Below are 24,672 nucleotides of genomic sequence, written 5' to 3'. Positions count from 1 at the left end.
AAGTAACAAATTCCGTTGATAAAATGACGGCCACCAATGAAGCGGTTAAACAGGGAGCATCACTGGCTGCCGAAGCAGGCAGAGCATTGACAGAAATAGTCCAAGCCAACCAAAAGGCGGCGGAGTTGGTTAAGGACATCAGTAACAGTACAACGCATGCCAACGAAGGTACCCAACAGCTAACCGCCGCCAATGAACAAATAACCTCCACCATTCAACAGATATCCACAGCGGCCCAAGAACTATCAATTATTGCTGGGGAACTACAAACCGACGTCTCTAAATTTCAAATTTAGGCGCAAGCAAAAACAGCCCGATAAACCGGGCTGTTTTTGTCGTTCCCGCTCGAAGTTTTAAGGTTTAGGGAAAGTTACTGTCAGTTTAAATAAATCCCCGTCAATATTAATCTCTAAGCTGCCATTTTGTAGATCCACCAAACTTTTGGCAATGGCAAGGCCTAAACCGGAGCCTTCGGTGTTGCGGGATTTGTCTCCTCTGAAGGAGCGCTCGGTGATTTCCGTTGGGTCAAAGTTCATTTCGTAGTTAGAAATATTTTTGAATATAAAGCTGACGTCTGTTTCGCTTTCCACTGCATCGATATAAACTCTAGTGTTGGGCATGGTATATTTAAGGATGTTGCCAATAATATTTTCAAAGACCCGATAAGTTCTAGCACCGTCCAGTTGACAGATCACTTTGTTTTCCGGCAGATTGACTTTCATCCTAAGCATACTTTCGTTAATCTTTTCTTCCATTTCGCCCATGGTTTGGCGCAGTAGCGCAATTACATCCACCGATTCTAAATGTAGTTCAATGTTGCCGCTGCTGGCTTTACTGGCTTCAAATAGATCTTCGATTAACACTTTGAGCCGTTTGGACTTTTGATCTAACACATCGATATACTCTGCTTGGGTTTCTTTGGTTAACCCCTCAGTTTTCAGCAAATCCACATAGGTGATAATGGATGTGAGCGGGGTTTTAAGGTCATGGGATACATTAGAAATCAGTTGCGTTTTCATGTTCTGACTTTTGATTTCCTTTTCCACCGCCACTTTAAAGCCATCTTTAATATTGTTTAAATTTTTGGCAAAGGAATTTAATATGGCCATATCTTCGGGTAGGGCAATATCAAAATCACCTTTAGCCAGTTGGCCACTGGCCTCATTTAGTGCCTTTACTTTATCCAGTACTTTAATCGAGTATTTAAACAATAGCACGGTATATGCGAGCGCTAAAAATACTCCCAAACCATTGGTTAAGGCAATCACAATTAGCACGAAAAGGTTTAATCCCAATAGTTTAAACAGTTGTTGGGTAGAGTCTTTGGTGATGTCCACTTCAACTATTTGTTTAACTGTTTTTATAATGTGGTTGTTAATGGATAAAAGCAACTTGCCAAAGATACTGTTGTTAAGCAAACCTTCCTTAAAACCAGTATGGTAAATGTGTTTAATATAAGTAATGCTCAGGTAAATTAGCGTATATAACACGAAGGTAACCGGAATGCCGATCAAGTAAAAATACAGATTGGCGTCATGGATGATGTTTAAGTAATAAAAGGCAGTATTATTATTTGATGACGTAATTAAGCCTAAAATACCGACGCAGATTACGAAAAACGTTAGCCAAACTAAAAATTTTAATTCTAAATACAGGTTGTTAAATATTTTAACCAGTGATGCTTGCTTTTGAGCAGCGTAGGGAATGGCAAAGGCCAAAATAACCAGTAGAAAGATGCTGATGCCACCAATTGTGGCAATTAACACAATGCATCCCTCAAGATTAAACTCTTTAACTTCCCTCATAAACAGGTCATTGTTGCTGGTCAGATTTTGCGGTACCACATAAACGATATCTAAATTAGCCAAGTAATTAGGCTGGCTTGCTAGTCCTTGGCTTGGGGTTTCAGAATTTGGAACCTGAGGCAAAGGGGATTGTTTAAAATTATCTATAAATGCACTTTTATTAAATGACTTTGGGGCGTCTATAACAGTTGGGTTGCCCTGGTCATCAATTGTTATGTGTAGGTAAAATTGACTGCCTTTAATTTCTGCTGCCAATGACTTGTCGTCGAGATTGCTAGCCACAACATTATTATTTTGGTCTTGGATGTGATACTTAATGTTTTCTAAATTATCGTAACGAGGATCATTATTTTCTGGATATTCTATTTTACTTTGGCCTAAATAGTAAGTTAAATCCATCAAATTATAGGCAAAAATATAGCTGTTTAGGTACTCTTGGGTACTTTTTAAAGTTTTATCCTTAATTGTTGCATCTTTAATTGGTGCGTAACTACATACCGAAATTACCGCTAAAATAAAAGTGAGCAGCAATATGCCTAATGTTGTAGAGATAGCCCTATTGCCTATGCAATGGGTTTTATTATTTTCCTTCAAATTTGTATCCAATGCCCCATACCACCTTTAAATATTTTGGTTCTTTTGGGTTGATCTCAATTTTTTCTCGAATCCGCCTAATATGCACTGTGACGGTATCTGGATTGTAGGCCGGTGCCTGCCACACGTTTTCGTAAATCTCTTCTATTGAAAAAACCCGGTTGGGATTTCTCATTAAAAGATGCAGAATTTTGTACTCCAAGGGTGTGGTTCGAATGGATTCTCCTTCCACCAACACCTCTTTTTTGTCATCATTTAATACAATGCCGCCAATTTTAATCACATTTTCCCGAGGGGCGTTGTCATTGCTATAGCTGGTGTAACGGCGAATATTAGAATTTACCCGGGCCAGCAATTCCAGAGGATTAAAGGGCTTGGTGATGTAATCATCGGCGCCGATGTTAAGTCCCAAAATTTTATCCATATCCTCAGATTTGGCCGACAGAAAAATGATGGGCACCTTACTGGTTTCCCTGATTTTCATGGTGGCTTTAATGCCATCCATTTTTGGCATCATAATGTCCATTAGCACCAGGTGGATTTCTTCCTTAGCGAAAATGTCCAAAGCCTTTGCACCGTCATAGGCCTTAAATACATGGTAATTTTGATTTTTTAAATAAACCCCAATGGCAGTGACTATTTCTTTCTCATCGTCCACAACCAAAATGTTATACATGTATCCATTCACTCCTCAACCGCTAGAGATATCTCTAACCGTTATCATAGCATGTACTTTCTAAAATTCTACTATTATAATTCTTACAGATTTTTTAAGAATTAGTAACCAACTAATTAGGATTAACATATGACCTTTTGAAACTTATTAAATGGATAATTGTTTAAATAATTATCCATTTATGTTAACATATGTTGGATAATGTTTTTTTTGTAAAAAAAGGGGGATATTGATGAAAAAACTCAATATTGGTCAAAAAATCATTGCCTGCTTTATAGCAGTGCTAATTATTAATACCTTGGTATTAATGTTCTATACACTGCCAAAGTTTGAAAAAACCATCTACCAGGAAAGACAAACTGGCTTGAGAGAAAAGATTGAAACCGTTACTTCAATGCTCAATTACTACCATGGCTTGGAGACTGAAGGCCGGTTAACCACCGAACAAGCCCAACAAATGGCCCGGGAAGCCATTAGAGTGATGCGTTACGATGGGGATAATTATTATTGGATTGACACCACCGATGTAATTAACGTGTTGTTGCCATCAGATCCGGAAACCGAAGGTAAAAGTCGGATGGCGGTAAAGGATTCTTATGGTAAGTATATGGTAAAAGAAATGGTGGCCGAAGCCATCAGTAACCCCAAGGAAGGCTTTTACCTAGAATACTGGTTTCCCAAAATGGGAGAAGAAGAGCCATCACCCAAAGGCAGCTATGTGAAACTCTTTGGGCCTTGGAACTGGGTTGTGGGCACCGGTATGTACATAGATGACGTGGAAACCATTGTGGCGGCAGAAAAAAGACAACAAATAGCCTTTAACGCTTTTTTAATGCTCATCATGTTGGTATTATTGACTTTATACTCTAATAGATATATCAAAAACCAATAGTCGCCATGATGGCGGGAGCCAAAGAATTTGCCACCGGTAATTTCACCAACAATATTGAGGTTAAAAGCCAAGATGAACTGGGTGAATTGGCAACGGCATTAAATCATATGGCTGACAGTTTAAAAGCATTGATTCAGGGCATCTCCGAAAATGCCCACCGGTTAGCGGCCCACAGTCAACAATTGGCAGCGTCCAGTGAAGAAGTAAGTGCCACCACCGAAGAAGTGGCCAGCACCACCGTTGAAGTATCTGCCATGTCAACCCAAAGCGCTGACAATGCCAATAGTGCGGCTGAGGAAAGCGAAAAAGTAGTACAGATTGCCCAAGCGGGCAATCAATCGGTAACCAACACCATTAATAAAATCAATCAGATAGCTGAAGATACACAGCAAACAGCAGATGTGGTGAATAGACTGGGCACACTGTCCCGGGAGGTAGGCAATATTACTGTGTTGATCACCAACATTGCTGATCAAACCAACCTGTTGGCTTTAAACGCTGCCATTGAAGCAGCCCGGGCCGGTGAGCATGGCAAGGGGTTTGCGGTGGTGGCAGATGAAGTGAGAAAGTTGGCGGAGCAATCTGGCAATGCCGCTAAAGAAATTGGCCAGTTAATTAATCAAATTCAAGTGAAAGTAACAAATTCCGTTGATAAAATGACGGCCACCAATGAAGCGGTTAAACAGGGAGCATCACTGGCTGCCGAAGCAGGCAGAGCATTGACAGAAATAGTCCAAGCCAACCAAAAGGCGGCGGAGTTGGTTAAGGACATCAGTAACAGTACAACGCATGCCAACGAAGGTACCCAACAGCTAACCGCCGCCAATGAACAAATAACCTCCACCATTCAACAGATATCCACAGCGGCCCAAGAACTATCAATTATTGCTGGGGAACTACAAACCAACGTCTCTAAATTTCAAATTTAGTTGCAAGCAAAAACAGCCCGATAAACCGGGCTGTTTTATAGTTTGCCAGCCATTTGCTTGATTAGTGCCTGACAAAGCTGTTAAAATGAGGAAGATAAATATTGGGGAGTGGGTGGTGCAAATGGTTCAGCCAGTTGTGGATATTTTAATCCAAAACATATATGCCATCATCACAATAGTTAACCTTTTTCTGGCACTGACCATTATTTTTATTGAACGTAAAAATGTTGCCGCCACTTGGGCTTGGCTAATGGTGTTGCTGTTTTTGCCGGTGTTGGGTTTTATTCTGTATTTTGTATTTGGCCAGAATATGAGTAGAAGAAAGTTGTATAAACTGAAAGAAGAAGAAGAAAAGGTTATAGACCATGTGTTGAGTCAACAATGGGAACAGTTTAAGCGCCAACAATACCCATTCCACACTCCGGAGGTAGCGGCCTACCGAGATATGATGTTGATGAATTTGAGCAGTAGCATGGCGCTGTACACCCAAGACAACGATGTGGATATTTTTACTGACGGAAACCAAAAATTTGCTGCATTGTTTGAAGCCATTGAGGGTGCCCGGGATCACATCCATGTGATGTACTATATTTTTAACGACGATGAAATTGGCCGCAAATTAAGGGATGCCTTAACTGCCAAAGCCAAGGAAGGGGTAGAGGTGCGGTTTTTGTACGACCACATTGGCAGCCGTGACTTGACTGATTTTTTCTTTCAGCCCCTTAAAGAAGCGGGTGGAAAAGTGGCTGCCTTCTTTCCCTCAAGGATTCCTTTTTTAAATATTCGAGTTAATTACCGCAATCACCGTAAGATTGTGATTGTTGACGGTAAAGTCGGTTTTCTCGGTGGCTTTAACGTTGGCAACGAGTACCTGGGTTTGGATCAACGTTTTGGCTACTGGCGTGATACCCATTTAAGTATTCGGGGCAGTGCTGTTTTGCAGTTGCAGACGCAATTCTTTCTGGATTGGAATCTGTCTTCTGAAGACCAGTTGCGGACCGAACAGCGATACTTTCTGAGCCAACAATTTAATGATTCCATGGCTGGACAAACCGGTATTCAGATTGTTTCCAGCGGACCTGATAATATTATGGAGCAGGTGAAAAATGGTTACATCAAACTAATCCATAAAGCCAAAAAATCCGTTTGGATTCAGACGCCCTATTTTATTCCCGATGAGAGCTTGCTTAATACTTTAAAAATGGCGGTTTTATCGGGGGTGGATGTGCGAATTATGATTCCCAAGGTGCCGGACCATAAGATGATTTATTGGGCCACCTACTCCTATTTAGGGGACCTGTTGCCCTTAGGGGTTAAATGCTATTTATACGCCAAGGGCTTTCTCCACGCCAAGACCATTGTGGTGGACGGCGTAGCCGCTTCGGTGGGTACAGCTAATTTTGACATTCGCAGCTTTAAATTAAATTTTGAAACCAACGCCTTTATTTACGATCAAGATATTGCCACCCAAATGATGGAAATTTATCAGCGGGATATCAAAGATTGTGTTAGATTGCCCTACCACGAATACGAGCAACGGTCCAGAATGCAGCGACTAAAGGAGTCCTTTGCTCGCTTGTTGTCACCAATTTTGTAATTAACTTTATTCGAAGGAGTTTAGGCATGCAAGAAACAGATATTGATAATCCAGTTAAGGGCTGGACTGATTTTTTACTGCCCTATAAATTTGCCATAGATGAAGTGCGGACAAAACTCAATATTTTAAACGAGGAATTTCAGATAGGCCATGATTACAACCCCATTGAACACATTAAAACCAGATTGAAAAAACCCAGCAGCATCATTAAGAAGTTAGAAAAGAAGCATAAAGAGGTTACCTATGAAAATGCCCGCCAACATGTGCGGGATATTGCCGGGGTCAGGGTGATTTGCTCCTTTATCACCGACATCCACAAGGTTTTGGAAATGATTTGTTCCCAAGACGATGTGAAGGTAATCCAAATAAAGGATTATGTAAAAAATCCCAAACCCAGCGGGTATCAGAGTATTCATGCCATTATTGAAATTCCGGTTTACCTGTCCAGCGGACCCCAGCGGGTCAAAGTGGAGGTGCAGATTCGCACCATTGCCATGGAGTTTTGGGCTAGCTTAGAACACAAAATTTATTATAAATATCAAAAGGAGATCCCAGCTTCTACCAAACAAAGGCTAAAAGAAACAGCAGATATCGTTTTTGCGCTGGACTCCAAAATGTTAGCCCTACGGGAAGAAATAGAAAAATTTTAATAGGAAAGACGGGGGGGAGACAGGGAGACAGGGGGACAGACCCCCTGTCTCCCCCTGTCTTCTTCGTTCACCCCGCATGCCTATAATCTTCGAAAAATTTATGTTGACAACGGGGACTTTTGGAGAAGATATAAATACATCCTAAGCAAAGTTTGGAGGCTGAGCATCCTTTGTCTAGTGAGTTGTTGGTTTTAGTGGTGCTAATTATGTTAAATGCCTTTTTTGCCGCTTCCGAAATGGCCCTGGTGTCAGTTAATGACAATAAGATAAAACATCTGGCCGAGGAAGGAAACAAAAAAGCAAAAACATTAGATAATCTGATTGGCGAACCTAGCAAGTTTTTAGCCACCATTCAAATCGGCATTACACTGGCGGGATTTTTAGCCAGTGCCTTTGCTGCTGGTAGCTTTGCCGGGCAGTTGGCTGATTTTATTTACCAATTAGGTGTGCCAATTTCCAAAGGGTTGCTAAATAATATTGCTGTGATTATCGTGACGCTAATTCTCTCCTACTTTACATTGGTGCTGGGGGAACTGGTGCCCAAAAGGTTGGCCATGCAAAGGGCGGAAGCCATTGCCTTTTTAGTGGCTCACCCCCTAAGTTGGCTGTCGCTGATAACGTCTCCTGTTGTAAAGCTGTTAACCTTTTCCACCAACCTGGTGGTCAGGTTGTTTGGGGTGGACCCCAATGCCGATTCTGAAGAAGTAACCGAAGAAGAAATCCGCATGATGGTTGATGTGGGCAAAGAGAGGGGGGCCATTCAAGAAGCGGAAAAAGTAATGATTAACAACATCTTTGAGTTTGACAACAAAATGGTGGTGGACATTATGACCCACCGCACCGAAATTACTGCTATTCCCATCCACCACAGTCTAAAACAGGTGGCCAGCATAATGAGTAACGGCAGATATACCCGGGTGCCAGTTTATGAAGATAATATTGACAACATAATTGGTACGTTAAATGTTAAGGAACTGATTCGGTTTATGGAAGCCTGTGATGAGACTACCTTTGATTTAAAGAAATTAATTAGAAAACCATATTTTGTGCTGACATTGCAAAATATTGATGATGTCTTTAGAGAAATGCAGAAGAAGAAAATGCACATGGCCATTGTCATTGATGAATACGGCGGCACCGCTGGTATTGTCACCATGGAAGACCTGTTGGAGGAAATTGTCGGCAACATTTTTGATGAGTATGACGTGGATGAAAAAGAAATTGAACAACTGGATGACAACACTTTTTTAATGAGTGGCATTGTCAGCCTATACGAGGTTAAGGAATTTCTTGGTGTGGCGCTGCCGGTGGAAGACTACGAAACCCTCAGCGGCTTTTTGATCAGCCAACTGGGGCATATCCCGGCGGTGGGGGAACAACCGGAGCTGGAATATAACGGTTTGGTGTTTAAAGTGCAAGAGGTGAATAGAAAAAGGATAGTTAAAGTAAAGGTTTGCCGTAGTTAGCACCGCTTGACATGCCAAGGAAATTTTGATATATAAAAAATATAATTAGCACTCGACCAAAGGGAGTGCTAACAAGTTTTTGTGGGTAAAGGGGAGATTAAGATGTCAGTAAAACAATTTGAAGCTGAATCGCAAAGATTGTTAGATTTAATGATTAACTCAATTTATACCAATAAGGAGATTTTTTTAAGGGAACTGATTTCTAACGCCAGCGATGCCATAGATAAAATTTATTACCAGGCGTTAACAGATGATACTCTGAGCTTTGATAAAGACAATTACTACATCAAGGTGACCATTGATAAAGATAATAGAGAACTAAAGATTTCCGATACTGGTATTGGAATGACAGAGGCAGAACTGGAGCAAAACTTAGGGGTCATTGCCAAGAGCGGCTCGCTGGCCTTTAAAAAGGAAAATGAAATCAAAGATGGATACGACATCATTGGGCAGTTTGGCGTTGGTTTTTATTCAGCCTTTATGGTGGCCGATGAAGTTACCGTGATTACCAAGGCGCTGGGCAGCGATCAAGCTTACAAGTGGCACTCGTCCGGTGCTGAGGGCTATACCATTGAACCGTGGGAAAAGGACACGGTGGGTACCGACATCATTCTAAAAATCAAACAGAATACCGAAGATGAACACTACGATGGCTACTTAGACCAATATCGCATTAAAGCCATTATTAAGGAATATTCTGATTTCATCAGATACCCCATTAAAATGGATATCACCAGTAGTCGACCAAAAGAGGGCAGTGAGAACGAATACGAGGAATACACCGAGGAAAAGATTGTCAATAGCATGGTGCCCATTTGGAAGAAAAACAAGAATGAACTGACCGAAGAAGATTATAATAATTTTTATATCGAAAAGCACTATGGCTTTGACAAACCACTAAAACATATTCATATCAATGCCGAAGGGACCATTAGTTATAAAGCAATTTTATATATTCCCGAAAGGGCCCCCTTCAATTTCTATAGCAAAGAATATGAAAAGGGCCTAGAGCTGTATTCCAACGGCGTGTTAATTATGAACCGCTGTGCCGACCTGTTGCCGGACTACTTTGCCTTTGTCAAAGGAATGGTGGATTCTGAAGATTTATCCCTCAACATCTCCCGGGAAATGTTACAACACGACCGTCAGTTGAAACTAATTGCCAAAAACATTAAAAATAAAATTAAGCAAGAATTGGCCAACCTGTTAAAGAATGAGCGGGAACAATACCTAAAGTTTTATCAAGCCTTTGGCGTTCAATTGAAGTACGGCCTATACAGTGACTACGGCAGCCATAAGGATGACCTGCAGGACTTAATCATGTTCTATTCATCCACCGAGAAAAAACTGGTCACGTTGGCGGAGTATGTGACCAAAATGCCCGAGGATCAAAAATATATTTACTATGCCACCGGGGAGTCCGTCGAAAGGATTGACAAACTGCCTCAAACAGAACTGGTGGCAGATAAAGGTTACGAAATTTTATACTTTACCGATGACGTGGACGAGTTTGCCATTAAAATGTTGCGGGAATATCAGGGTAAAGAATTCAAATCGGTATCCAGTGGTGACCTGGGTATCGAACCCGATGACAAGGAAGAATGCGCAGATGCAGATCAAGAGCACCAAAAACTGTTTGCTGCAATGAAGGATATCTTGGCCGAAAAAGTGAAGGATGTCCGGGCATCGAAACGATTAAAACAGCATGCCGTTTGCTTAGCCAACGAGGGCGAAGTGAGCATTGAGATGGAGAAAATACTCAGTGCGGTGCCGAACAACCAAGGGTTTAAGGCAGATAAGATTTTAGAGATTAACATCAACCACGATGTCTTTAAATCCTTACAAGATGCTTATCAAAATGACAAAGATAAGCTAAAACTGTACACCGACCTATTATACAATCAAGCACTACTGATTGAGGGCTTACCCATAAACGATCCGGTTGAATTTACCAACAACATTTGCAAAATGATGAAGTAGTTACCAGACAGGGGTACCAGACAGGGGGACGGGTCCCTTGTCTCCTCAGCTGAGAAGACAAGGGACCCGTCCCCCTGTCTTTTCCCCTATCTTAGTTCCGTCATAACCTTTGCTTATGTTAGCGAATATTATATAATAATATTAGAATGAATTAGGTGGTGAAATGATGCAAGAAAAGTTAGCGGAACTAAAAGCAAATTTGTTTAAAGCAATTTCTCACCCCACCCGTGTGCGCATTTTAAATTTACTCAGCGATGGCGAGCATTGTGTATGCGATATTTTTGCTGAACTTAACGTGGAACAAGCCAATACATCCCAACACCTGGCAGTAATGAAAAAGCAGGGTATTCTACAAAGCAGGAAAGAAGGATTGCGGGTTATTTACAGCATCAAATATCCAGAAATTATTGAACTGTTATCCTTGGCAGATAAAATTCTTGAAAAGCAGGTTAATGAAGTGATGTTCACCTTTGGTGGGATATTGAAAAAGTAAAGCCCGGGTTGCCCGGGCTTTAAAAATTAATGTGGTTAGAAGAAAAACTGTCCAATGTAGCTGAAGGCCAGAAATAGCAGTAAAGCAGTAAGGATAATCTTAATAATTCTGTCCGGTAAGAACTTTTGAATCCGGGCTCCCACATAAGTACCCAATAAACCGCCGACACCAAATAACACCCCTAGCATCCAGTCCGGAGCCACCGCGGCACCGGCGGCGGTGTTGCTGACAGCCAGCAGGTGGTAGTAAACAACCCCGGCAATGGATGTAATAAAGGTGCCCGCCAGCGAGGCCCCGGCCACGGTGTATACCGGCAGGCCCAACACCGCTACGCAGAAGGGGGAAATAATTGCTCCGCCACCAATGCCGTAGATGCCACCAATTAAACCCACCACCAACGCCAGACTGATAATGGCGACGCCGCTAAAGGAGTAGGTTTCACCCCAAAACTCATATTCAATCTTCCGCCATGATACTTTTTTGGTTTTCACCACTGCCTCGGCAGGCAGACCGGCTGCCAGACGGTCTGAATTCTCTACCTTCATTTTAGCCACTTGGGCAGCGAATTTTTGCTGCATATTTTTATTTTGCTCTTTAAGTTTCTTGTTCCAGCCCATCACTTCAGACAAAGTGCGATAACCCATGTACAACAGCACCGTACCCACAAAAAGCTTAAAAACTTTGGGGTCCGGTAAGTAATTAATGCGCACCCAGGCCCCAACGAATACGCCGGGCAGCGTACCCAGCACCACCGCCCAAGTTAACGGCCAAGCCATGCGACCCTCTTTGATATAGCGGTAAAGGCCACCGGGGATGGCAATGATGTTGTATATTAAGTTGGTGGGGCTAACCCCGGGGTTAGTATAGTGCAGCACGCTCACCTGAAAGGGCAACAGCAAAAAAGCCCCGGACAACCCCGCAGAAGCGGTCAGTGATGCCACCACAAAGGCCACCAGCGGTGGAATTAAAGGTGATACCTCTACACCAGAAACAGGAAAATACATGATAAGCCCTCCTTTCAAATATCTTCTGGAGTACCGATAGTTAACATGTCCTTCCCGCTAGTTGCATATATACAAATGGTGTTGTAATAATAATATGTCCTGTTACTAAAGGGTGTCAATTCAAATTTGTACGCAAAATCACAAATTAATCAACTTTAATTGTTACCCCGCCAATGATATATTGAACGCAACCGGGGGGATTGGATATTTCCCTGGCAATAATTTAATAAGGAGGATGGTAGTATGGCAATTAGCAAAAATCTGGTAACCTCGGCACTGCAGCTGCAAGTGGAAAAGGGGGTAAATTCCCAGGGGGATCCCATCTTAGGGAAGATTACCTACCGGAACATTAAGGCGGACGCCACCGAGCAGGACCTGTACGACGTGGCCCAAGTTTTGGGCGGACTGCAGCAGTACACTTTGGCTGCAATCCAGCGCATTGACACCAACGACCTGGTAGAAGAAATTTAATTGCGGTAGAAAGGAGGGATGGTAAATGGCTTCTACATTAGAAATGATTTTCGTCAGCAGCTCTGGCAACAAAGTCACTCTGCGGGTGGCGGAACCTTTGGAAACCTTGACTGCCCAGGATGTGAAAAGCGCTATGGACACCATTGTGGCCAAGAATGTATTTACATCCAATGGCGGTGATTTGGTGGCGGTGGCCGATGCACGCATCGTATCCCGGGAAGTAACAAATTTGGATATCCTGTAAGCAGTGTCAGGTGGGGCAGCAAAGTTGCCCCACCTTTGTTTATGGAGGGGTGATATTTATGGAAGATTTGTTGATACTGGCGGGCAATTACGGGTTCCCCATGGTGATGGCCGGATACCTGTTGGTGCGGCTGGAACCGGTGATCAAGGAACTGCAAAAGTCCATTACACTGTTAACATTGGTGGTGGCCAAACAATCGGATATCGATATGGAACAAATGCAACGGATTTTGGATATTAAAGGGGGTGCAGGCTAGTGCTGGCGCTGGGCAGTGGCGGGGCAGAAGTGTTGCAGTTACAGCAAGACTTAGCCACCTGTGGCTTTGACCCCGGCCCCCGGGATGGTATTTTTGGCCCATTGACCAATGGGGCAGTTAAAGCACTGCAAAACCACTGTGGTCTGCCAACTAATGGTTATAATGCGGCCACCCAAAGGGCTTTAAAGCTGTTGCTGCCACACCAGGCCCGCCAAGGACAGCCTTTAAGTGAACACTTTAGTGAGCTGGAATTTGCTTGTCGTTGCTGCGGCCAAGTGCGGGTAAATGTCAAGTTAATCACCCTGCTGGAGCAACTGCGGACCAGGCTGGGGGCTAGGCCAATAATGGTGACATCGGGTTACCGCTGTCCCAAGCACAACCGAGCGGTGGGAGGGGTCAAAAACAGTCAACATTTGCGTGGCAACGCCGCCGATATTGTCATCCTTGGGGTGCCACCCAGCCAAGTGGCGGCAACGGCCACAGCAATCGGTTTCACCTGGGTGGGGTTATACCCAACCTTCACCCATTTAGATGTACGGTAAGTAATCAATGGGTATATTGACATTATTACATCTGCAGTATAATATCTTAATTATACTAGGGGAGCCGCAATGGCTGAGATGAAATTTTATTTCAGACCCTTTGAACCTGCACTGGGTAATGCCAGCGAAGGGAAGTTGTAAGATAATATAATGTTAAATTTATTAGCTTATCAACTCTTTTCGATGGTGTGTGTAATACTGTTTGAAAGGAGTTTTTTTATGCAATTTTGGCTGGGGTGCTCAGGGGTGCTTAGATGAAGGCATTAGAGGTTAATAATTTATCATTTGCATATCAGGACACCAACAAATTAATTATCGATGGTTTATCCTTCAGCATTGACAAAAATGAATTTGTTACCATTGTTGCCCCCAGTGGCACCGGCAAAAGTACGCTGTTTAGGTTGATTTTAGGCCTATTGAAACCCCAAAGAGGTGATATTCAGCTAGCCAAATTGGGTAACAAAAATGTTATTGGCTATATGCCCCAAAAAGATTCCCTAATGCCTTGGAGAAGCATCCTTGACAACACAGCGGTGGGATTGGAGTTAAATGGCTATAGCAAGAAAGAAGCGAGGAAAATTGCCGCTACATATTTTGCAGACTTTGGCCTTACCGGTACCGAAAAACTTTACCCCCATGAACTATCGGGCGGGATGCGGCAACGGGCTTCCTTTTTAAGGGCGGTGGTAAATAATCCGGCCATACTTTTATTGGACGAGCCCTTTTCCTCTTTGGATGCCTTAACCAGAAGTAAGATGCAGGCCTGGCTATTGGAACTTTGCCAACGGGATAACAACACGGTATTTATGATCACCCATGACATAGAGGAGGCGTTGCTGTTATCCGATCGGGTGCTGATTTGCAACCAATTGCCCTATAAAAATTTAAAGTCCATCCAGGTGAACTTCAAAAGACCTCGAAACTATCAAACCACGCTGAGCACCGAGTTTATCCAACTTAAAAGAGAAATTTTAAACCTGCTGGACCTGTTGGCAGAAAATAAAAGGGGGATGGCCCAGTGAACAAAGTCAGTAATTATGCATTTCCCCTGATATTTCTAACCTTGGTGTTTTCAGCATGGGAGTTTCTAGTGCCGTATTTTAATGTACCAAGCTATATTTTACCGAGATTTTCGGATGTGCTGAGGGCGTTATGGACTCAAAGGGATTTGCTATACAAACATTCCTTAATCACCCTGGAGGAGGCACTGTTGGGACTTTGCATCTCGGTGGTCATCGGCGTATCCTGCGGGTTATCCATCTACCTGTGGCGCCATGTGGGCAAAACGCTGTATCCCATCATTATATTTTCCCAAACCATTCCCACCATAGCTTTATCCCCCATTATGGTGATGTGGTTTGGCTACAGCATTTGGTCCAAGGTGGCGGTGGTGGTGTTGTTCTGCTTTTTTCCCATAGTTATCAGCACGCTGGATGGGTTAAAAGGCGTGGATAAAGATTTAGAGGATGTTTTAAAAGCCCTGGGTGGCAGTAAATTTCAAATATTTTTTAAGCTACATTTAAATGCAGTACTACCTAATTTTTTAAGTGGTTTTAAAATAGCCGCCACCTATAGTGTTGCTGGGGCCACCATTGGCGAGTGGTTGGGCGCAGAAAATGGCTTGGGAATCTATGTCAAGCGGGCGTCGGGGATGTTACAATCGGATACCGTTTTTGCCGGGGTGTTGGTGCTATCACTTTTAGGATTGACGCTATTTTCCATTGGGTTTTTGCTAGAGAAGATATTATTAAAATACCGCAGAGGGCTAAAGGAGGATAATTATGAGTTATAAAAAGGTCGGTCTATTGTTAATGGTGCTGCTGGTTAGCTTGGCGTTAACCGCCTGTGCCGGTGATGGTAGTGATCAGCAAGGGCAAAGTGCCAGCGAAGAATTAAAGGAAGTTGATGTGCTGTTAGATTGGTATCCCAATGCAGTACATGCGTTTCTCTACGCTGCTGAAGAACAGGGCTATTTTAAAGAGGCCGGGCTCAAGGTTAATCTCATCACCCCTGCTGGTACCGAGGATGGCATTAAATTAGTGGCGGCCAACAAAGCTGACCTAGCCATTAGCTATCCCCAACAGATTATTATCGCCAGAAGTGAGGATATTCCGGTGCAGTCGGTGGGGGCGATAGTGAGAAGTTCATTAAACCAACTGATGGTGTGCCAGGATGTGGGAGTTGAAACCTTAAAGGATTTAGAGGGTAAAAAGATCGGCTATCCCTCCTTTGCCATTGACAAGGAAGCGGTGAAAACAATGGTTAGTGCCGCCGGTGGAGATCCGTTGCAAGTGGAGTTTGTAGATGTGGGTTACGAATTAATGGCCAGCATAGAAGCCCAAAGGGTGGACGGCATCATTGGCGGCTATATCAACCATGAAAAAATTCTGCTGGAAAAGCAGGGCATTGGGCTGAATACCTTTAATCCTGTGGATTACGACGTGCCAAACCATTATGAACTGGTATTTATCGCCAGCGATGAGGCGGTGGCAAATGATTATGACACCATCCAAGCTTTTTTAGGGGCAGCCAAAAAGGGATTTGAATACACCAAAAACAATCCGGATCAAGCCCTAGATTTTGTGCTGGCGGTGCAAAATGAAAACTTTCCACTGGACCCGGAAATTGAGCAACAGAGCTTAGAAATACTACTGCCGCTGATGGAAGATGACACCGGTGAATTTTTAAGCCAAACAGAAGAAAACTGGAATCAAAATATCAAATGGCTAGAAGAAAAAAACCTGCTAACGAGCAAGGTAGACAGCCAAACAGTGTTTCACTAATAAGAGAAGACACGGGAAGACACGGGGACAGGTCCCGTGTCTTCTTTAAAATCCGATGATTTCCTTGGCAGCAAAAAATAAGATAGGAACCAATAAGGCTGGCAACATATTTATGGTTTTACAATCCTTTATTTGCAAAATGCTAATTCCAGAGCTTGCTATTAAAACTCCACCGACAATAGAAAGCTCGGTCATCAAATCACCAGAAAAGAAAGATTCCGATAAATAGCTTGCCACCAAATAAATACTTCCTTGCCAAACAAATAAAATGGGTGCTGCAAATATCATGCCTATTCCATATGTAGATGCCAGTACCATGGAAGTCACCAAATCTAAAGTAGCATTGGTAAATAAATAGGTATGGTCACCATAAAGGGCACTCATTACTGGGCCTAATATAGAGAGGGTTCCAATACAATAAAGCAATACCCCGGTTGATAGTCCTTGCCCAAGATTGGATTTGGAATACTTTCCCACCAAATTGTGAAATTTTTTATCAATATTTATCATGGTGCCAATTAAACTGCCAACGGCCAGACTGACTATAAACAATACCGGATAATTGCTATCTGGCATATTGTTTACAATGGCATTAATACCCAGTGCCAGCGCGGCAAATCCCATGGCATTAAAGAGTGCTCCCTGATATTCTTCCTTAATTCCTTTTTTAACGATGCTGCCTGCAATGGTTCCGATAATAATGGTTGCTGTATTTACAATTGTACCTAACATTAAATCATCTCCGATTATTTATTCTTTCTATTGGCTCCAATGATCCTTTTTACGGGTTAATTTCTATTGTACACATTTACCATCTAAAGTGCATTAAATTTTTGAGATACTGAACCTGTCTCTGTGTCCCATACAAAGAGAAGACAAGGGGACAGGTCCCTTGTCTTCTTGTCTTTTATTTATTTAATGTACTGATCCCCAACTAAAATATCTGCTATTACCTCAGTGGGGATGATAAATTCCGGTGTACCCATATAGCCTGGAGCCACCTGGTACTCATCAAAGGCTACTACCAGTTTACCCTCTGGGTTGATATAGAAATTCTGTTCTGGAGATATGGTTTCAAAGGGTTCCACCAGCAATTCCTCACCGGGGACATTAATCCAGTAAATTTTTCCTTCATCGGTCTGCATTTGTGTTTGCATTTGTTCCTTAATGTTTTGGCTAATAATATCTATATAGCTATCGTCTTTAAACAAGCTGGGTAAAGTTATTAAAACTTGCTTTTGCTTATCTATGGTGTCATATTTAACGGTTTCTGTTGCTGATGCCTTGGTGACCACCACATAACGCGCCACAGAAAGGATGCGCTCATTATCGGTTTTAACTTGGTATCCACTGTTCACCGCTGAATAACCGCCGCCCTGCTGCTTTAGCTCTTTCATCTCGGTCATAAATTGTTTATATAATTGTTCGTTTTCCTTCAGGTACTTTTCGTTTAAGCTATTTTCCAACGCTTTATTGTCAAGGCCTTCTATTTTGGGCACGTTAATATCTGCGTGAAATTTGTCTTCATTGAAGGTGTAATTTCTAAATGTTAGTACCTTGATGATGCTACCAACAACAGGTACTTCTGCTGCTGTGGTGGCCACCGCAGGGCTAACATTAACTGCTGCCATCAGTAGTACCACCGAGGCCACCACTGAGGCAACTACTTTGTTAATTCTTTTCAACCGATTGCCCTTTGTAGTACCGCCATCCCTTAATGCTTTTTTAACTACAAAGTCCAGTTCGGGGGGGATGGGAATATTCTGATACTCTTTTTTCAGTTGGTCTAGTTTTTTATCTTTCATGCTAAATCCTCCTTAATTTCATCATTCATTTGGATGCGTAACTTTTTAAGTGATCTATACAAACGGGTTTTAATGGTGTTGACATTTTCACCTAAAATTTCGGCAATTTCTTCTAGCTTTAAATCTTCAAAGTACCTTAATATTACAACGATACGATACTGGGCAGGCAACCCATCTAAAGCCCTTTGCAGATCAATATCTTGATATTGATCTACCGTTCCACCATTTAGGCTGGTAAGTACATCTTCGTCCATAATACCAATCCGTTTTTGTTTCCGCAGAAAATCTAAAGCTGTGTTGACAATTATGCGGTAAAACCAAGTTTTTAAATAGCTGGTTTCCTTCAAGGTATCCTTGGACGCCAGGGCTTTATAAATGGATTCCTGCACAATATCTAAAGCGTCATCAACATTTTTTACATAACTAAAGGCCAGCCGATAATGGCGTTCTTTATGTTTGATCACGTAATCTGCAATTTGTTGCTCCAAGCTATTTATATTCATTAACGAAGCTCCTTTGATCAAGATACGTATCTTGTTTATACACTGTTTAGACGCCGGGGGTCGGTGAAAAAGTTTCAGAAAGTGAAGAAGACAAGGGACCTGTCCCCTTGTCTTCTAAAATTGCTTTTATAATAGACCGACCATTTGCAGGCCATGAACAATTCCATTGTCTTCAACGGATTTGGTTACATATTTTGCCACCGACTTTATCCTTTCATCTGCATTGCCCATGGCCACGCTATTTTTTATAGCGGAAAGCATCTCTAAATCATTGGGCCCATCACCAAAGGCATATTGCCGTTCTGCAGGAAAACCTAGCTTTTCAACAATCATTTTTATCCCTCTGGCTTTAGAACCGCCCTTGGGCAAAATGTCCACCGAAACCGGATGCCATCTTACAAAATTAAAATCGGTAAATTGCCGCTGGTATTGTTTCTCTTCCCCCTCAGCACAAAAGAGTAGCGCTTGATATAGGGGGCGCCCTTGGTAATAATTAGGATCATAGCTGGGGAAACGGTTGATTTTTAAGGTGTCAAAACTTTCCCTAATGTAGGTATGTTCTGGAACATTGGCTTTCATATCCTGGTGATCCATAAAGACCACCGGATGACCGTTGCCCAAGGCTACTTCTGTTAATTTTTCCAGGGAGGGGATTGGCAGTGGATTTTTATATACCACTTCACCATTTAACACCACGTATTGGCCGTTATAACTGACAAAGGTATTAATGGCCAATTGCTGGCGCAAATCCTCAAACATAAAAGGGGCCCGTCCCGTTGCAATGGCCACTTGATGTCCCTGCTCCTTAAGTTTATAAATTGCTGTTTCGGTTGTGGCGGGCAGTTTTTTATCATGGTTAAGCAGAGTGCCGTCTATATCAAAAAAAATTACGCTTGGTTTATTCATTGTTCTTTGTTCCAACCTTCGCTGTGTAATGTTTGTTATCCAACTTCCTTCACTGTATTATCCTTTACCTTAGTCACAATTTCTACTAATTTTTGTTGTTTGGTGCGGGCAAAACCAACAGTAATCCCTTATGCAGTGCCTATTTTTTACCTTTTTGCCTTAATAGCAGAATACTATATAATATTAGACAAATACTAACTATTCCCTACTTAAAAACCAGGAATTTTTGCGATATGAGACAGGAGGTTGCCCATGTTTTTCCCATCTAAAAAGGATTTATGGCTGTCTTTAATTATTTGGGGCACAATTATCCTTTGTATTGTGCCGCCAATAGTGGGGGGTGAGTATGTAGCCCTGTTGATAATGCTACCGATAGCAGTTTTTATGCTGTGGTTTTGGTATACCACCGGTTACCAGGTGGCTGATGGTGACATTGTAGTGAAATACGGGCCAATTAAAAAAAGAGTGCCCATAAAGGAGATCAGCAAGATTAATAAAACTAAAAATCCTATATCGGCACCGGCTTTATCAATGGATCGGCTGGAAATAATTTATGGTAAGCATTACGACATGGTGCTAATTTCACCGGTACGTCAGCAAGAGTTTATCGATCTGTTGTTGCAAGAGAACCCAGATATTCGGTACGCCCCTACAGATTTATCGCAATCTTAACCAACGCAATAGATTTATATTACAACATGAAAAGGCAGTCGGTATATGTGATATAATTAACTAAAAAGTTACGATAGGAGGGCTAGTATGGACAAATTGTCCCCTTGCCCGCGCTGTGGCTCCAATAATGTAAAAAAGGAGAGCAAGTGGATGATGGTGCTGGGGTTGTTAGGCTGTTCTTTATGTTTTATCTGGCTAAGTATGTTTTTCCCGTCCCTATGGCCGATGGTGCCGATCTCCATTGTTGCAGCGGTGGTAATGATGTTTATTCGGAAAACCAGTTGGCATTGCCAAGATTGCAATCATTTGTGGGTAGTTAAAAAAAGTAAAGATATACCACAGTAACTGGGTTATGGTTGGGCCGATGTTATTGCTATTTTAAAGAAAGGAGTGGAACAATTATTAAACCTGGTGTGATATATCGTGTGATGATGAGTTATGGCACAATAATGCCCCAGGGTGTATTCACCTAGGGGCATTACTAATTTAATACTAATTTAATAGGCATTAAAGGGTTAGCTTATACATAGATACCTTTGCAGCATGCTATATTTTAATGGCCATTCTACTGGTAATTAAGCGAATGATACATAAAATTAAGCCTATTATTGTGATAGTTCCCACCACCGAGGTCAAAAGTGGTAAATCTATGGCGGAAAAAGGGATTAATGTTGCCAATAATCCTCCTGGCTCCCGCCCCCATAATAAATCTCTAATAATTAAAAACACCACAGATAGCATAATAACTCCAATACCTAAACCGTTATTTCGATAAAAGGCTGCACCAATCATCCACCCAAGTACATAATAGGTAATCAAATTTAAGCAAAAAATGAGTAACGGTAATGACCAATTGCCACTACTTAATGCCATAAAAGGCACATCAATGATCATTAATATCAGACTGGCGAGGACATTGTCGGTGGCTTTTTCTGCAAAACCAATGCCGGAGCTTTGGTCTATTTCAAGGGGTAGATTGACGACATTGCCAAGGGTGTGTTCCAAACCAGTGATTATACCAAATAGAATCGCAATGGCGATAGAAACTCCCAGGGCGGCAAGTGCACCACCTTTAAAGAAATCTTTTCTGGTAAAACCATTGCTGATGAAAAAAGGCATTAGTCCACTGGCTGTGATAATCCCGATGACCAACATATAAATATTTGCGGCATGATAGTAACTTGTGAAAAAGTCCCCCAACTGGTTGCCGCTAATGTTTGCCACCCACAGCCTAATGGTATAAATAGTAATAATAATACCCAGAGCGGTCAGTGCCCATTTAGATTGCACCACAAAGGAATCAATGGCAATTCTAGAATAATTAGTTTTTTGTTTCATAATTAATCATCCACCCTTGTTAAATGAATAAATAAATCCTGTAGGGAAATTGGGCCGATTTCCAGTCCCCTTTGCGCTGCTCGTTTTCTATCTTCATCAGATAAGTCACCATAAACCATGATGGATTTGGTATTTCCCAATTGCTGAACATTTAATTGTTTCATCCCCCGGACAAATTGATCCACTTCTTCAACCGATCCAGTAATTGAGGCGCCTCTGGTGACAAGGGTTTCGTAATCTTCTTTAACTAGCAGGACACCGTGATCGATGATAATGACTTCATCAAACAAATAATCCATTTCAGAGACCAGATGGGTCGATAAAATAATCGTTCTGGGATGCCTTTGGTGATCTGCCAATAATTCTTGATAAAAGATGTCACGGGTTGGTGCGTCCATGCCCAGGTAAGCCTCATCAAAGATTGTGATGGGGGTACGGCTGGCTAATCCGATGGTGACATTGAGAGCAGATTGCATACCTTTGGATAATTTTTTGACAGCTTTGTCCGGTGGCAGGTTAAATTTTTTTACTAGCTGTTTTGCATATTGCATATCGAAATGCGGCCGATACCGTTCAACATCTTTAAGCATGGACATAACGTTTTCTGATTCCTCTTTGTAATCCTTTTGGTAAACAAAAATCACATTTGGCATGACTTTAGCATTTTCAAAGGGGGCTTCGCCGCCAATTTTGATGGTACCGCCTGTTTGTTCACGAAAGGAAGCGATTATAGATTAAGAGGGAAGTCTTTCCGGCCCCATTTCTACCTAGTAACCCATATATTTTTCCGCTTTCCAGTTTAAAGGAAATATTTTTTAAAGCTTCCTGGTGGCCATACTGCAATGAAAGGTTATTTATTTCAACATCGAAGGCCATTATTATTCACACCCCTTTACCCTATTTATCAATTCAACTATTTCATTTACTGAAATACCTAGTTTATCTGCCTCTTGCACTAGCCCAACAATATATTGGTCTACAAAGGCATCCTTTCTTTTCTGGATCAGTTTATCCTTGGCACCCTTGGCCACAAACATACCTAGGCCACGCTTTTTATACAGAATTCCCTCTTCCACCAACTGATTTACACCCTTTGATACGGTGGCATGGTTAATTTTATAAAAATTGACAAGTTGATTGGTGGAAGGGGCTTGATCGCCCTCCTTTAATTGGTTATTGACAATTTGATCTTCAATTTTTTCACGCACCTGCATGTAAATTGGTTTGTTGTTATCCAGCAGTTGGCTCAAATTCATCACCATCTTAACGTTATTTGTCTACTACAGTGATATGGTTATATACTTATGTATATAAGTGTATAATCTGAAAAGCCTTTTGTCAAGTTAAAACGAAGTTTATTGCCTTGCATATCTAATGCCCTTTGTAAATGCGTAAGAGGTGCAAAGTAGCACCTCTTACTTGTGGTCTTAACAATTATCCTTATCGTGATCGTCACAATCGTCATCGTCATTGCGAAATAGTACCAGTTCCATCCAATCTAGCCCAATCCAATCGTCTTCTAAACCGTTAGAGGTATTTTTAATGACCACTTCATTGAGGCGATCAACATCGGGCACATCAAACTCCAATGTTTCCCAGTTCTTAAAACGTTGTCCGAAGGGTCTACCGTTTTCTAAATCATCTAATTTACCACGGTGAGCCACTTTGTCATTGATGCTGATGGTGGCAGAGTATTTTGATTTTGGAGTGGCAGCGCGGTCATCCAACACCGCCCGAATACGCAACTTACCCCTTAAACTATTTGGTGAAAAGAAAAATCCAGGAATGCGAAAAGTCCATCTGCCGCGGTTGCCGGTGTAAAGAATGTCGGCATTGCCACTGGGGTTACCATAGTTTGGGTAGGCGGTTAGCTCTTTAAATAAAGTTAAGGTGGCCACAGGTCGATTGTCTGATAAGAACGGGTCCAGTTCTTTGTCATCACATTTTCTCACTAAATCTAGTCCATAGATTTTATAAGGTGTATCAACAGCAGGCTTCATATCCATTTCCCCCTCTTTTAATCAGCTTGCATATTAATCTTTCAGTATTATATTCAGTGTTCTTGGAACTTGTTACCTTTTAATGGTTGACGATAACTGGCCATTAAAGTTTGGCATATTTATATTTCGGTTGTTAAATAATAATTCTCTACATCACTTTGTTGACATTAACGCAACGTCAAGGTGTATATTGAAGTGGTGGGAGGGATGCAGATGGAATACACAGTGCAAAGATTGGCCAGGTTAGCAGGGGTTAGCACCAGAACGCTAAGATATTATGATGAAATTGACCTTCTTAAGCCGGCAAGAATTAATTCATCGGGATATCGCATTTATGGTCAAAAGGAAGTTGATCGACTGCAACAAATAATGTTTTATCGCGAGCTGGGTTTAGACTTGGCAAGCATCAAGGAGATCATCACCGCCCCTTCCTTTGATGAAGTTAAGGCCCTGAGGGAACACCGGGAAAAACTGTTGGAAAAAAGAACCCAATTGGATACCTTAATCGCCAACGTGGATAAAACCATTGCGTCAACAGAAGGGAGAATTAATATGAGTGATCAAGAAAAATTTGCGGGTTTTAAGAAACAGATGATGGAGCAAAACGAGAAAAAATACGGCAAAGAAGTTAGAGAAAAGTATGGTGAGGAGATAGTTGAACGGTCCAATGCTAAGTTGATGAACATGACCGAGGAACAATATAACGAGTTGCAGCGGATCAATGGTCATTTTACAGAAACGCTAAAGGCGGCCTTTGCCAGCGGAGACCCAGCGGGGGAACTGGCCCAACGGGCGGCAGATTTACATCGCCAGTGGCTAAGTTTTTATTGGCCCAGCTACAGCAAGGAAGCCCATGCCGGTGTGGCCCAAATGTATGTGGATGATAAAAGATTTACCGCCTATTATGATCAAGAGCAACCTGGCACTGCAAAGTTTTTGAGGGATGCCATCTTTATATACACCGGCAAAAAATAAGACAGGGGAAGACAGGGGGACGGGTCCCTTGTCTTCCCTTCGCTCTTACAGATGAAATTTTAGTAAGATATTTAGAGAAATTTTGAAACGA

30 protein-coding genes and 1 riboswitch are annotated in these 24,672 nt (G+C 42.0%); of the genes, 18 read left to right on the top strand and 12 right to left on the bottom strand.

What is annotated here, in order from left to right; translation table 11 throughout:
- Positions 1-296 (top strand): methyl-accepting chemotaxis protein (locus V6C27_10125; protein MEG6616771.1); only part of this gene is annotated, 296 nt, incomplete at its 5' end.
- A gap of 57 nt (positions 297-353) precedes the next feature.
- Here the strand turns inward: V6C27_10125 and V6C27_10120 are convergent.
- Together V6C27_10120 and V6C27_10115 are read right to left on the bottom strand one after the other, a co-directional pair.
- Positions 354-2,411, bottom strand: coding sequence for a sensor histidine kinase (locus tag V6C27_10120; GenBank protein ID MEG6616770.1), 2,058 nt, complete (start codon positions 2,409-2,411; stop codon positions 354-356).
- On the bottom strand, positions 2,386-3,075 hold the full coding sequence (locus V6C27_10115; protein MEG6616769.1) for a response regulator transcription factor: 690 nt from the start codon (positions 3,073-3,075) through the stop codon (positions 2,386-2,388). The genes V6C27_10120 and V6C27_10115 overlap by 26 nt, the downstream gene beginning before the upstream one ends.
- 232 nt (positions 3,076-3,307) lie before the next feature.
- Here V6C27_10115 and V6C27_10110 point away from each other — a divergent pair, with 232 nt between their 5' ends.
- The 7 genes from V6C27_10110 (at position 3,308) to V6C27_10080 (ending at position 11,082) form a co-directional block, all read left to right on the top strand.
- Entirely contained in the window at positions 3,308-3,967 is a 660-nt protein-coding gene (locus tag V6C27_10110; GenBank protein MEG6616768.1) for a cache domain-containing protein, read from the top strand.
- Between the two features lie 5 nt (positions 3,968-3,972).
- The gene (locus V6C27_10105) at positions 3,973-4,896 is read left to right on the top strand and encodes a HAMP domain-containing methyl-accepting chemotaxis protein (GenBank protein ID MEG6616767.1); all 924 of its coding nucleotides are present in this window, start codon (positions 3,973-3,975) and stop codon (positions 4,894-4,896) included.
- 121 nt (positions 4,897-5,017) lie between these two features.
- A complete protein-coding gene (gene cls / locus V6C27_10100) occupies positions 5,018-6,493 on the top strand; it encodes a cardiolipin synthase (GenBank protein MEG6616766.1) in 1,476 nt (491 codons plus the stop codon).
- A gap of 26 nt (positions 6,494-6,519) precedes the next feature.
- Positions 6,520-7,143: a GTP pyrophosphokinase family protein gene (locus V6C27_10095; GenBank protein MEG6616765.1), complete on the top strand. Its 624-nt coding sequence runs from the start codon at positions 6,520-6,522 to the stop codon at positions 7,141-7,143.
- A 170-nt stretch (positions 7,144-7,313) separates the two neighbouring features.
- On the top strand, positions 7,314-8,609 hold the full coding sequence (locus V6C27_10090) for a hemolysin family protein (protein MEG6616764.1): 1,296 nt from the start codon (positions 7,314-7,316) through the stop codon (positions 8,607-8,609).
- A 102-nt stretch (positions 8,610-8,711) separates the two neighbouring features.
- Positions 8,712-10,589, top strand: a complete 1,878-nt coding sequence (htpG, locus tag V6C27_10085; GenBank protein ID MEG6616763.1) for a molecular chaperone HtpG — start codon at positions 8,712-8,714, stop codon at positions 10,587-10,589.
- Between the two features lie 166 nt (positions 10,590-10,755).
- A complete protein-coding gene (locus V6C27_10080; protein ID MEG6616762.1) occupies positions 10,756-11,082 on the top strand; it encodes a metalloregulator ArsR/SmtB family transcription factor in 327 nt (108 codons plus the stop codon).
- Between the two features lie 35 nt (positions 11,083-11,117).
- Here the strand turns inward: V6C27_10080 and V6C27_10075 are convergent, their stop codons facing one another.
- A complete protein-coding gene (locus tag V6C27_10075) occupies positions 11,118-12,086 on the bottom strand; it encodes a sulfite exporter TauE/SafE family protein (protein ID MEG6616761.1) in 969 nt (322 codons plus the stop codon).
- Positions 12,087-12,329: 243 nt separating this feature from the next.
- Between V6C27_10075 and V6C27_10070 the strand changes: the two genes are divergently transcribed.
- From V6C27_10070 to V6C27_10040, 7 genes are all read left to right on the top strand, one after another.
- Positions 12,330-12,557, top strand: coding sequence for a DUF1659 domain-containing protein (locus V6C27_10070; protein ID MEG6616760.1), 228 nt, complete (start codon positions 12,330-12,332; stop codon positions 12,555-12,557).
- A gap of 25 nt (positions 12,558-12,582) precedes the next feature.
- Positions 12,583-12,801: a DUF2922 domain-containing protein gene (locus V6C27_10065; protein MEG6616759.1), complete on the top strand. Its 219-nt coding sequence runs from the start codon at positions 12,583-12,585 to the stop codon at positions 12,799-12,801.
- A 58-nt stretch (positions 12,802-12,859) separates the two neighbouring features.
- Complete coding sequence (locus V6C27_10060; GenBank protein MEG6616758.1) at positions 12,860-13,057, top strand: YvrJ family protein; 198 nt, start codon at positions 12,860-12,862, stop codon at positions 13,055-13,057.
- Complete coding sequence (locus V6C27_10055; protein ID MEG6616757.1) at positions 13,057-13,599, top strand: D-Ala-D-Ala carboxypeptidase family metallohydrolase; 543 nt, start codon at positions 13,057-13,059, stop codon at positions 13,597-13,599. Before V6C27_10060 ends, V6C27_10055 begins: the two co-directional genes overlap by 1 nt.
- A 47-nt stretch (positions 13,600-13,646) precedes the next feature.
- A riboswitch (TPP riboswitch) is annotated at positions 13,647-13,749 on the top strand.
- A gap of 104 nt (positions 13,750-13,853) precedes the next feature.
- Positions 13,854-14,621: an ABC transporter ATP-binding protein gene (locus tag V6C27_10050; GenBank protein ID MEG6616756.1), complete on the top strand. Its 768-nt coding sequence runs from the start codon at positions 13,854-13,856 to the stop codon at positions 14,619-14,621.
- Positions 14,618-15,391 carry an ABC transporter permease gene (locus V6C27_10045; protein MEG6616755.1) on the top strand — a complete coding sequence of 258 codons (774 nt, stop codon included), beginning with the start codon at positions 14,618-14,620 and terminating at the stop codon, positions 15,389-15,391. The genes V6C27_10050 and V6C27_10045 overlap by 4 nt, the downstream gene beginning before the upstream one ends.
- Positions 15,381-16,382 (top strand): ABC transporter substrate-binding protein, encoded by a 1,002-nt coding sequence (locus tag V6C27_10040; GenBank protein MEG6616754.1) that lies wholly within the window; start codon positions 15,381-15,383, stop codon positions 16,380-16,382. The genes V6C27_10045 and V6C27_10040 overlap by 11 nt, the downstream gene beginning before the upstream one ends.
- Positions 16,383-16,427: 45 nt before the next feature.
- Here the strand turns inward: V6C27_10040 and V6C27_10035 are convergent, their stop codons facing one another.
- From V6C27_10035 to V6C27_10020, 4 genes are all read right to left on the bottom strand, one after another.
- Positions 16,428-17,114 carry a DUF554 domain-containing protein gene (locus V6C27_10035; protein MEG6616753.1) on the bottom strand — a complete coding sequence of 229 codons (687 nt, stop codon included), beginning with the start codon at positions 17,112-17,114 and terminating at the stop codon, positions 16,428-16,430.
- Positions 17,115-17,293: 179 nt separating this feature from the next.
- Positions 17,294-18,187, bottom strand: a complete 894-nt coding sequence (locus tag V6C27_10030) for a DUF3298 domain-containing protein (GenBank protein ID MEG6616752.1) — start codon at positions 18,185-18,187, stop codon at positions 17,294-17,296.
- Positions 18,184-18,690: an RNA polymerase sigma factor gene (locus V6C27_10025; protein MEG6616751.1), complete on the bottom strand. Its 507-nt coding sequence runs from the start codon at positions 18,688-18,690 to the stop codon at positions 18,184-18,186. Before V6C27_10025 ends, V6C27_10030 begins: the two co-directional genes overlap by 4 nt.
- 126 nt (positions 18,691-18,816) lie before the next feature.
- Entirely contained in the window at positions 18,817-19,596 is a 780-nt protein-coding gene (locus V6C27_10020) for a Cof-type HAD-IIB family hydrolase (GenBank protein ID MEG6616750.1), read from the bottom strand.
- Between the two features lie 252 nt (positions 19,597-19,848).
- On the opposite strand from V6C27_10020, the gene V6C27_10015 reads away from it, so the two are divergent.
- Positions 19,849-20,268 carry a PH domain-containing protein gene (locus V6C27_10015; GenBank protein ID MEG6616749.1) on the top strand — a complete coding sequence of 140 codons (420 nt, stop codon included), beginning with the start codon at positions 19,849-19,851 and terminating at the stop codon, positions 20,266-20,268.
- A gap of 87 nt (positions 20,269-20,355) precedes the next feature.
- On the top strand, positions 20,356-20,613 hold the full coding sequence (locus V6C27_10010) for a hypothetical protein (GenBank protein MEG6616748.1): 258 nt from the start codon (positions 20,356-20,358) through the stop codon (positions 20,611-20,613).
- A gap of 201 nt (positions 20,614-20,814) precedes the next feature.
- Here V6C27_10010 and V6C27_10005 read toward each other — a convergent pair whose 3' ends face one another.
- The 5 genes from V6C27_10005 to V6C27_09985 all read right to left on the bottom strand — a co-directional run bounded on the left by V6C27_10005 (position 20,815) and on the right by V6C27_09985 (position 23,606).
- Positions 20,815-21,606, bottom strand: coding sequence for a hypothetical protein (locus V6C27_10005; GenBank protein MEG6616747.1), 792 nt, complete (start codon positions 21,604-21,606; stop codon positions 20,815-20,817).
- A gap of 2 nt (positions 21,607-21,608) precedes the next feature.
- Positions 21,609-22,259 (bottom strand): ABC transporter ATP-binding protein, encoded by a 651-nt coding sequence (locus tag V6C27_10000; GenBank protein ID MEG6616746.1) that lies wholly within the window; start codon positions 22,257-22,259, stop codon positions 21,609-21,611.
- 58 nt (positions 22,260-22,317) lie between these two features.
- Complete coding sequence (locus tag V6C27_09995) at positions 22,318-22,482, bottom strand: ATP-binding cassette domain-containing protein (protein MEG6616745.1); 165 nt, start codon at positions 22,480-22,482, stop codon at positions 22,318-22,320.
- A 2-nt stretch (positions 22,483-22,484) separates the two neighbouring features.
- Positions 22,485-22,856, bottom strand: a complete 372-nt coding sequence (locus V6C27_09990; protein ID MEG6616744.1) for a GntR family transcriptional regulator — start codon at positions 22,854-22,856, stop codon at positions 22,485-22,487.
- Between the two features lie 177 nt (positions 22,857-23,033).
- On the bottom strand, positions 23,034-23,606 hold the full coding sequence (locus tag V6C27_09985; protein ID MEG6616743.1) for a hypothetical protein: 573 nt from the start codon (positions 23,604-23,606) through the stop codon (positions 23,034-23,036).
- 213 nt (positions 23,607-23,819) lie between these two features.
- Between V6C27_09985 and V6C27_09980 the strand changes: the two genes are divergently transcribed.
- The gene (locus tag V6C27_09980; protein ID MEG6616742.1) at positions 23,820-24,581 is read left to right on the top strand and encodes a MerR family transcriptional regulator; all 762 of its coding nucleotides are present in this window, start codon (positions 23,820-23,822) and stop codon (positions 24,579-24,581) included.
- Positions 24,582-24,672 lie beyond the last annotated feature (91 nt).

Source organism: Peptococcaceae bacterium 1198_IL3148 (assembly GCA_036763105.1).
Classification (GTDB): domain Bacteria; phylum Bacillota; class Desulfotomaculia; order Desulfotomaculales; family Desulfohalotomaculaceae; genus JBAIYS01.
The sequence above is the reverse complement of the archived record's forward strand: the minus strand, read 5'-3'. Positions and strand labels throughout refer to the sequence as shown.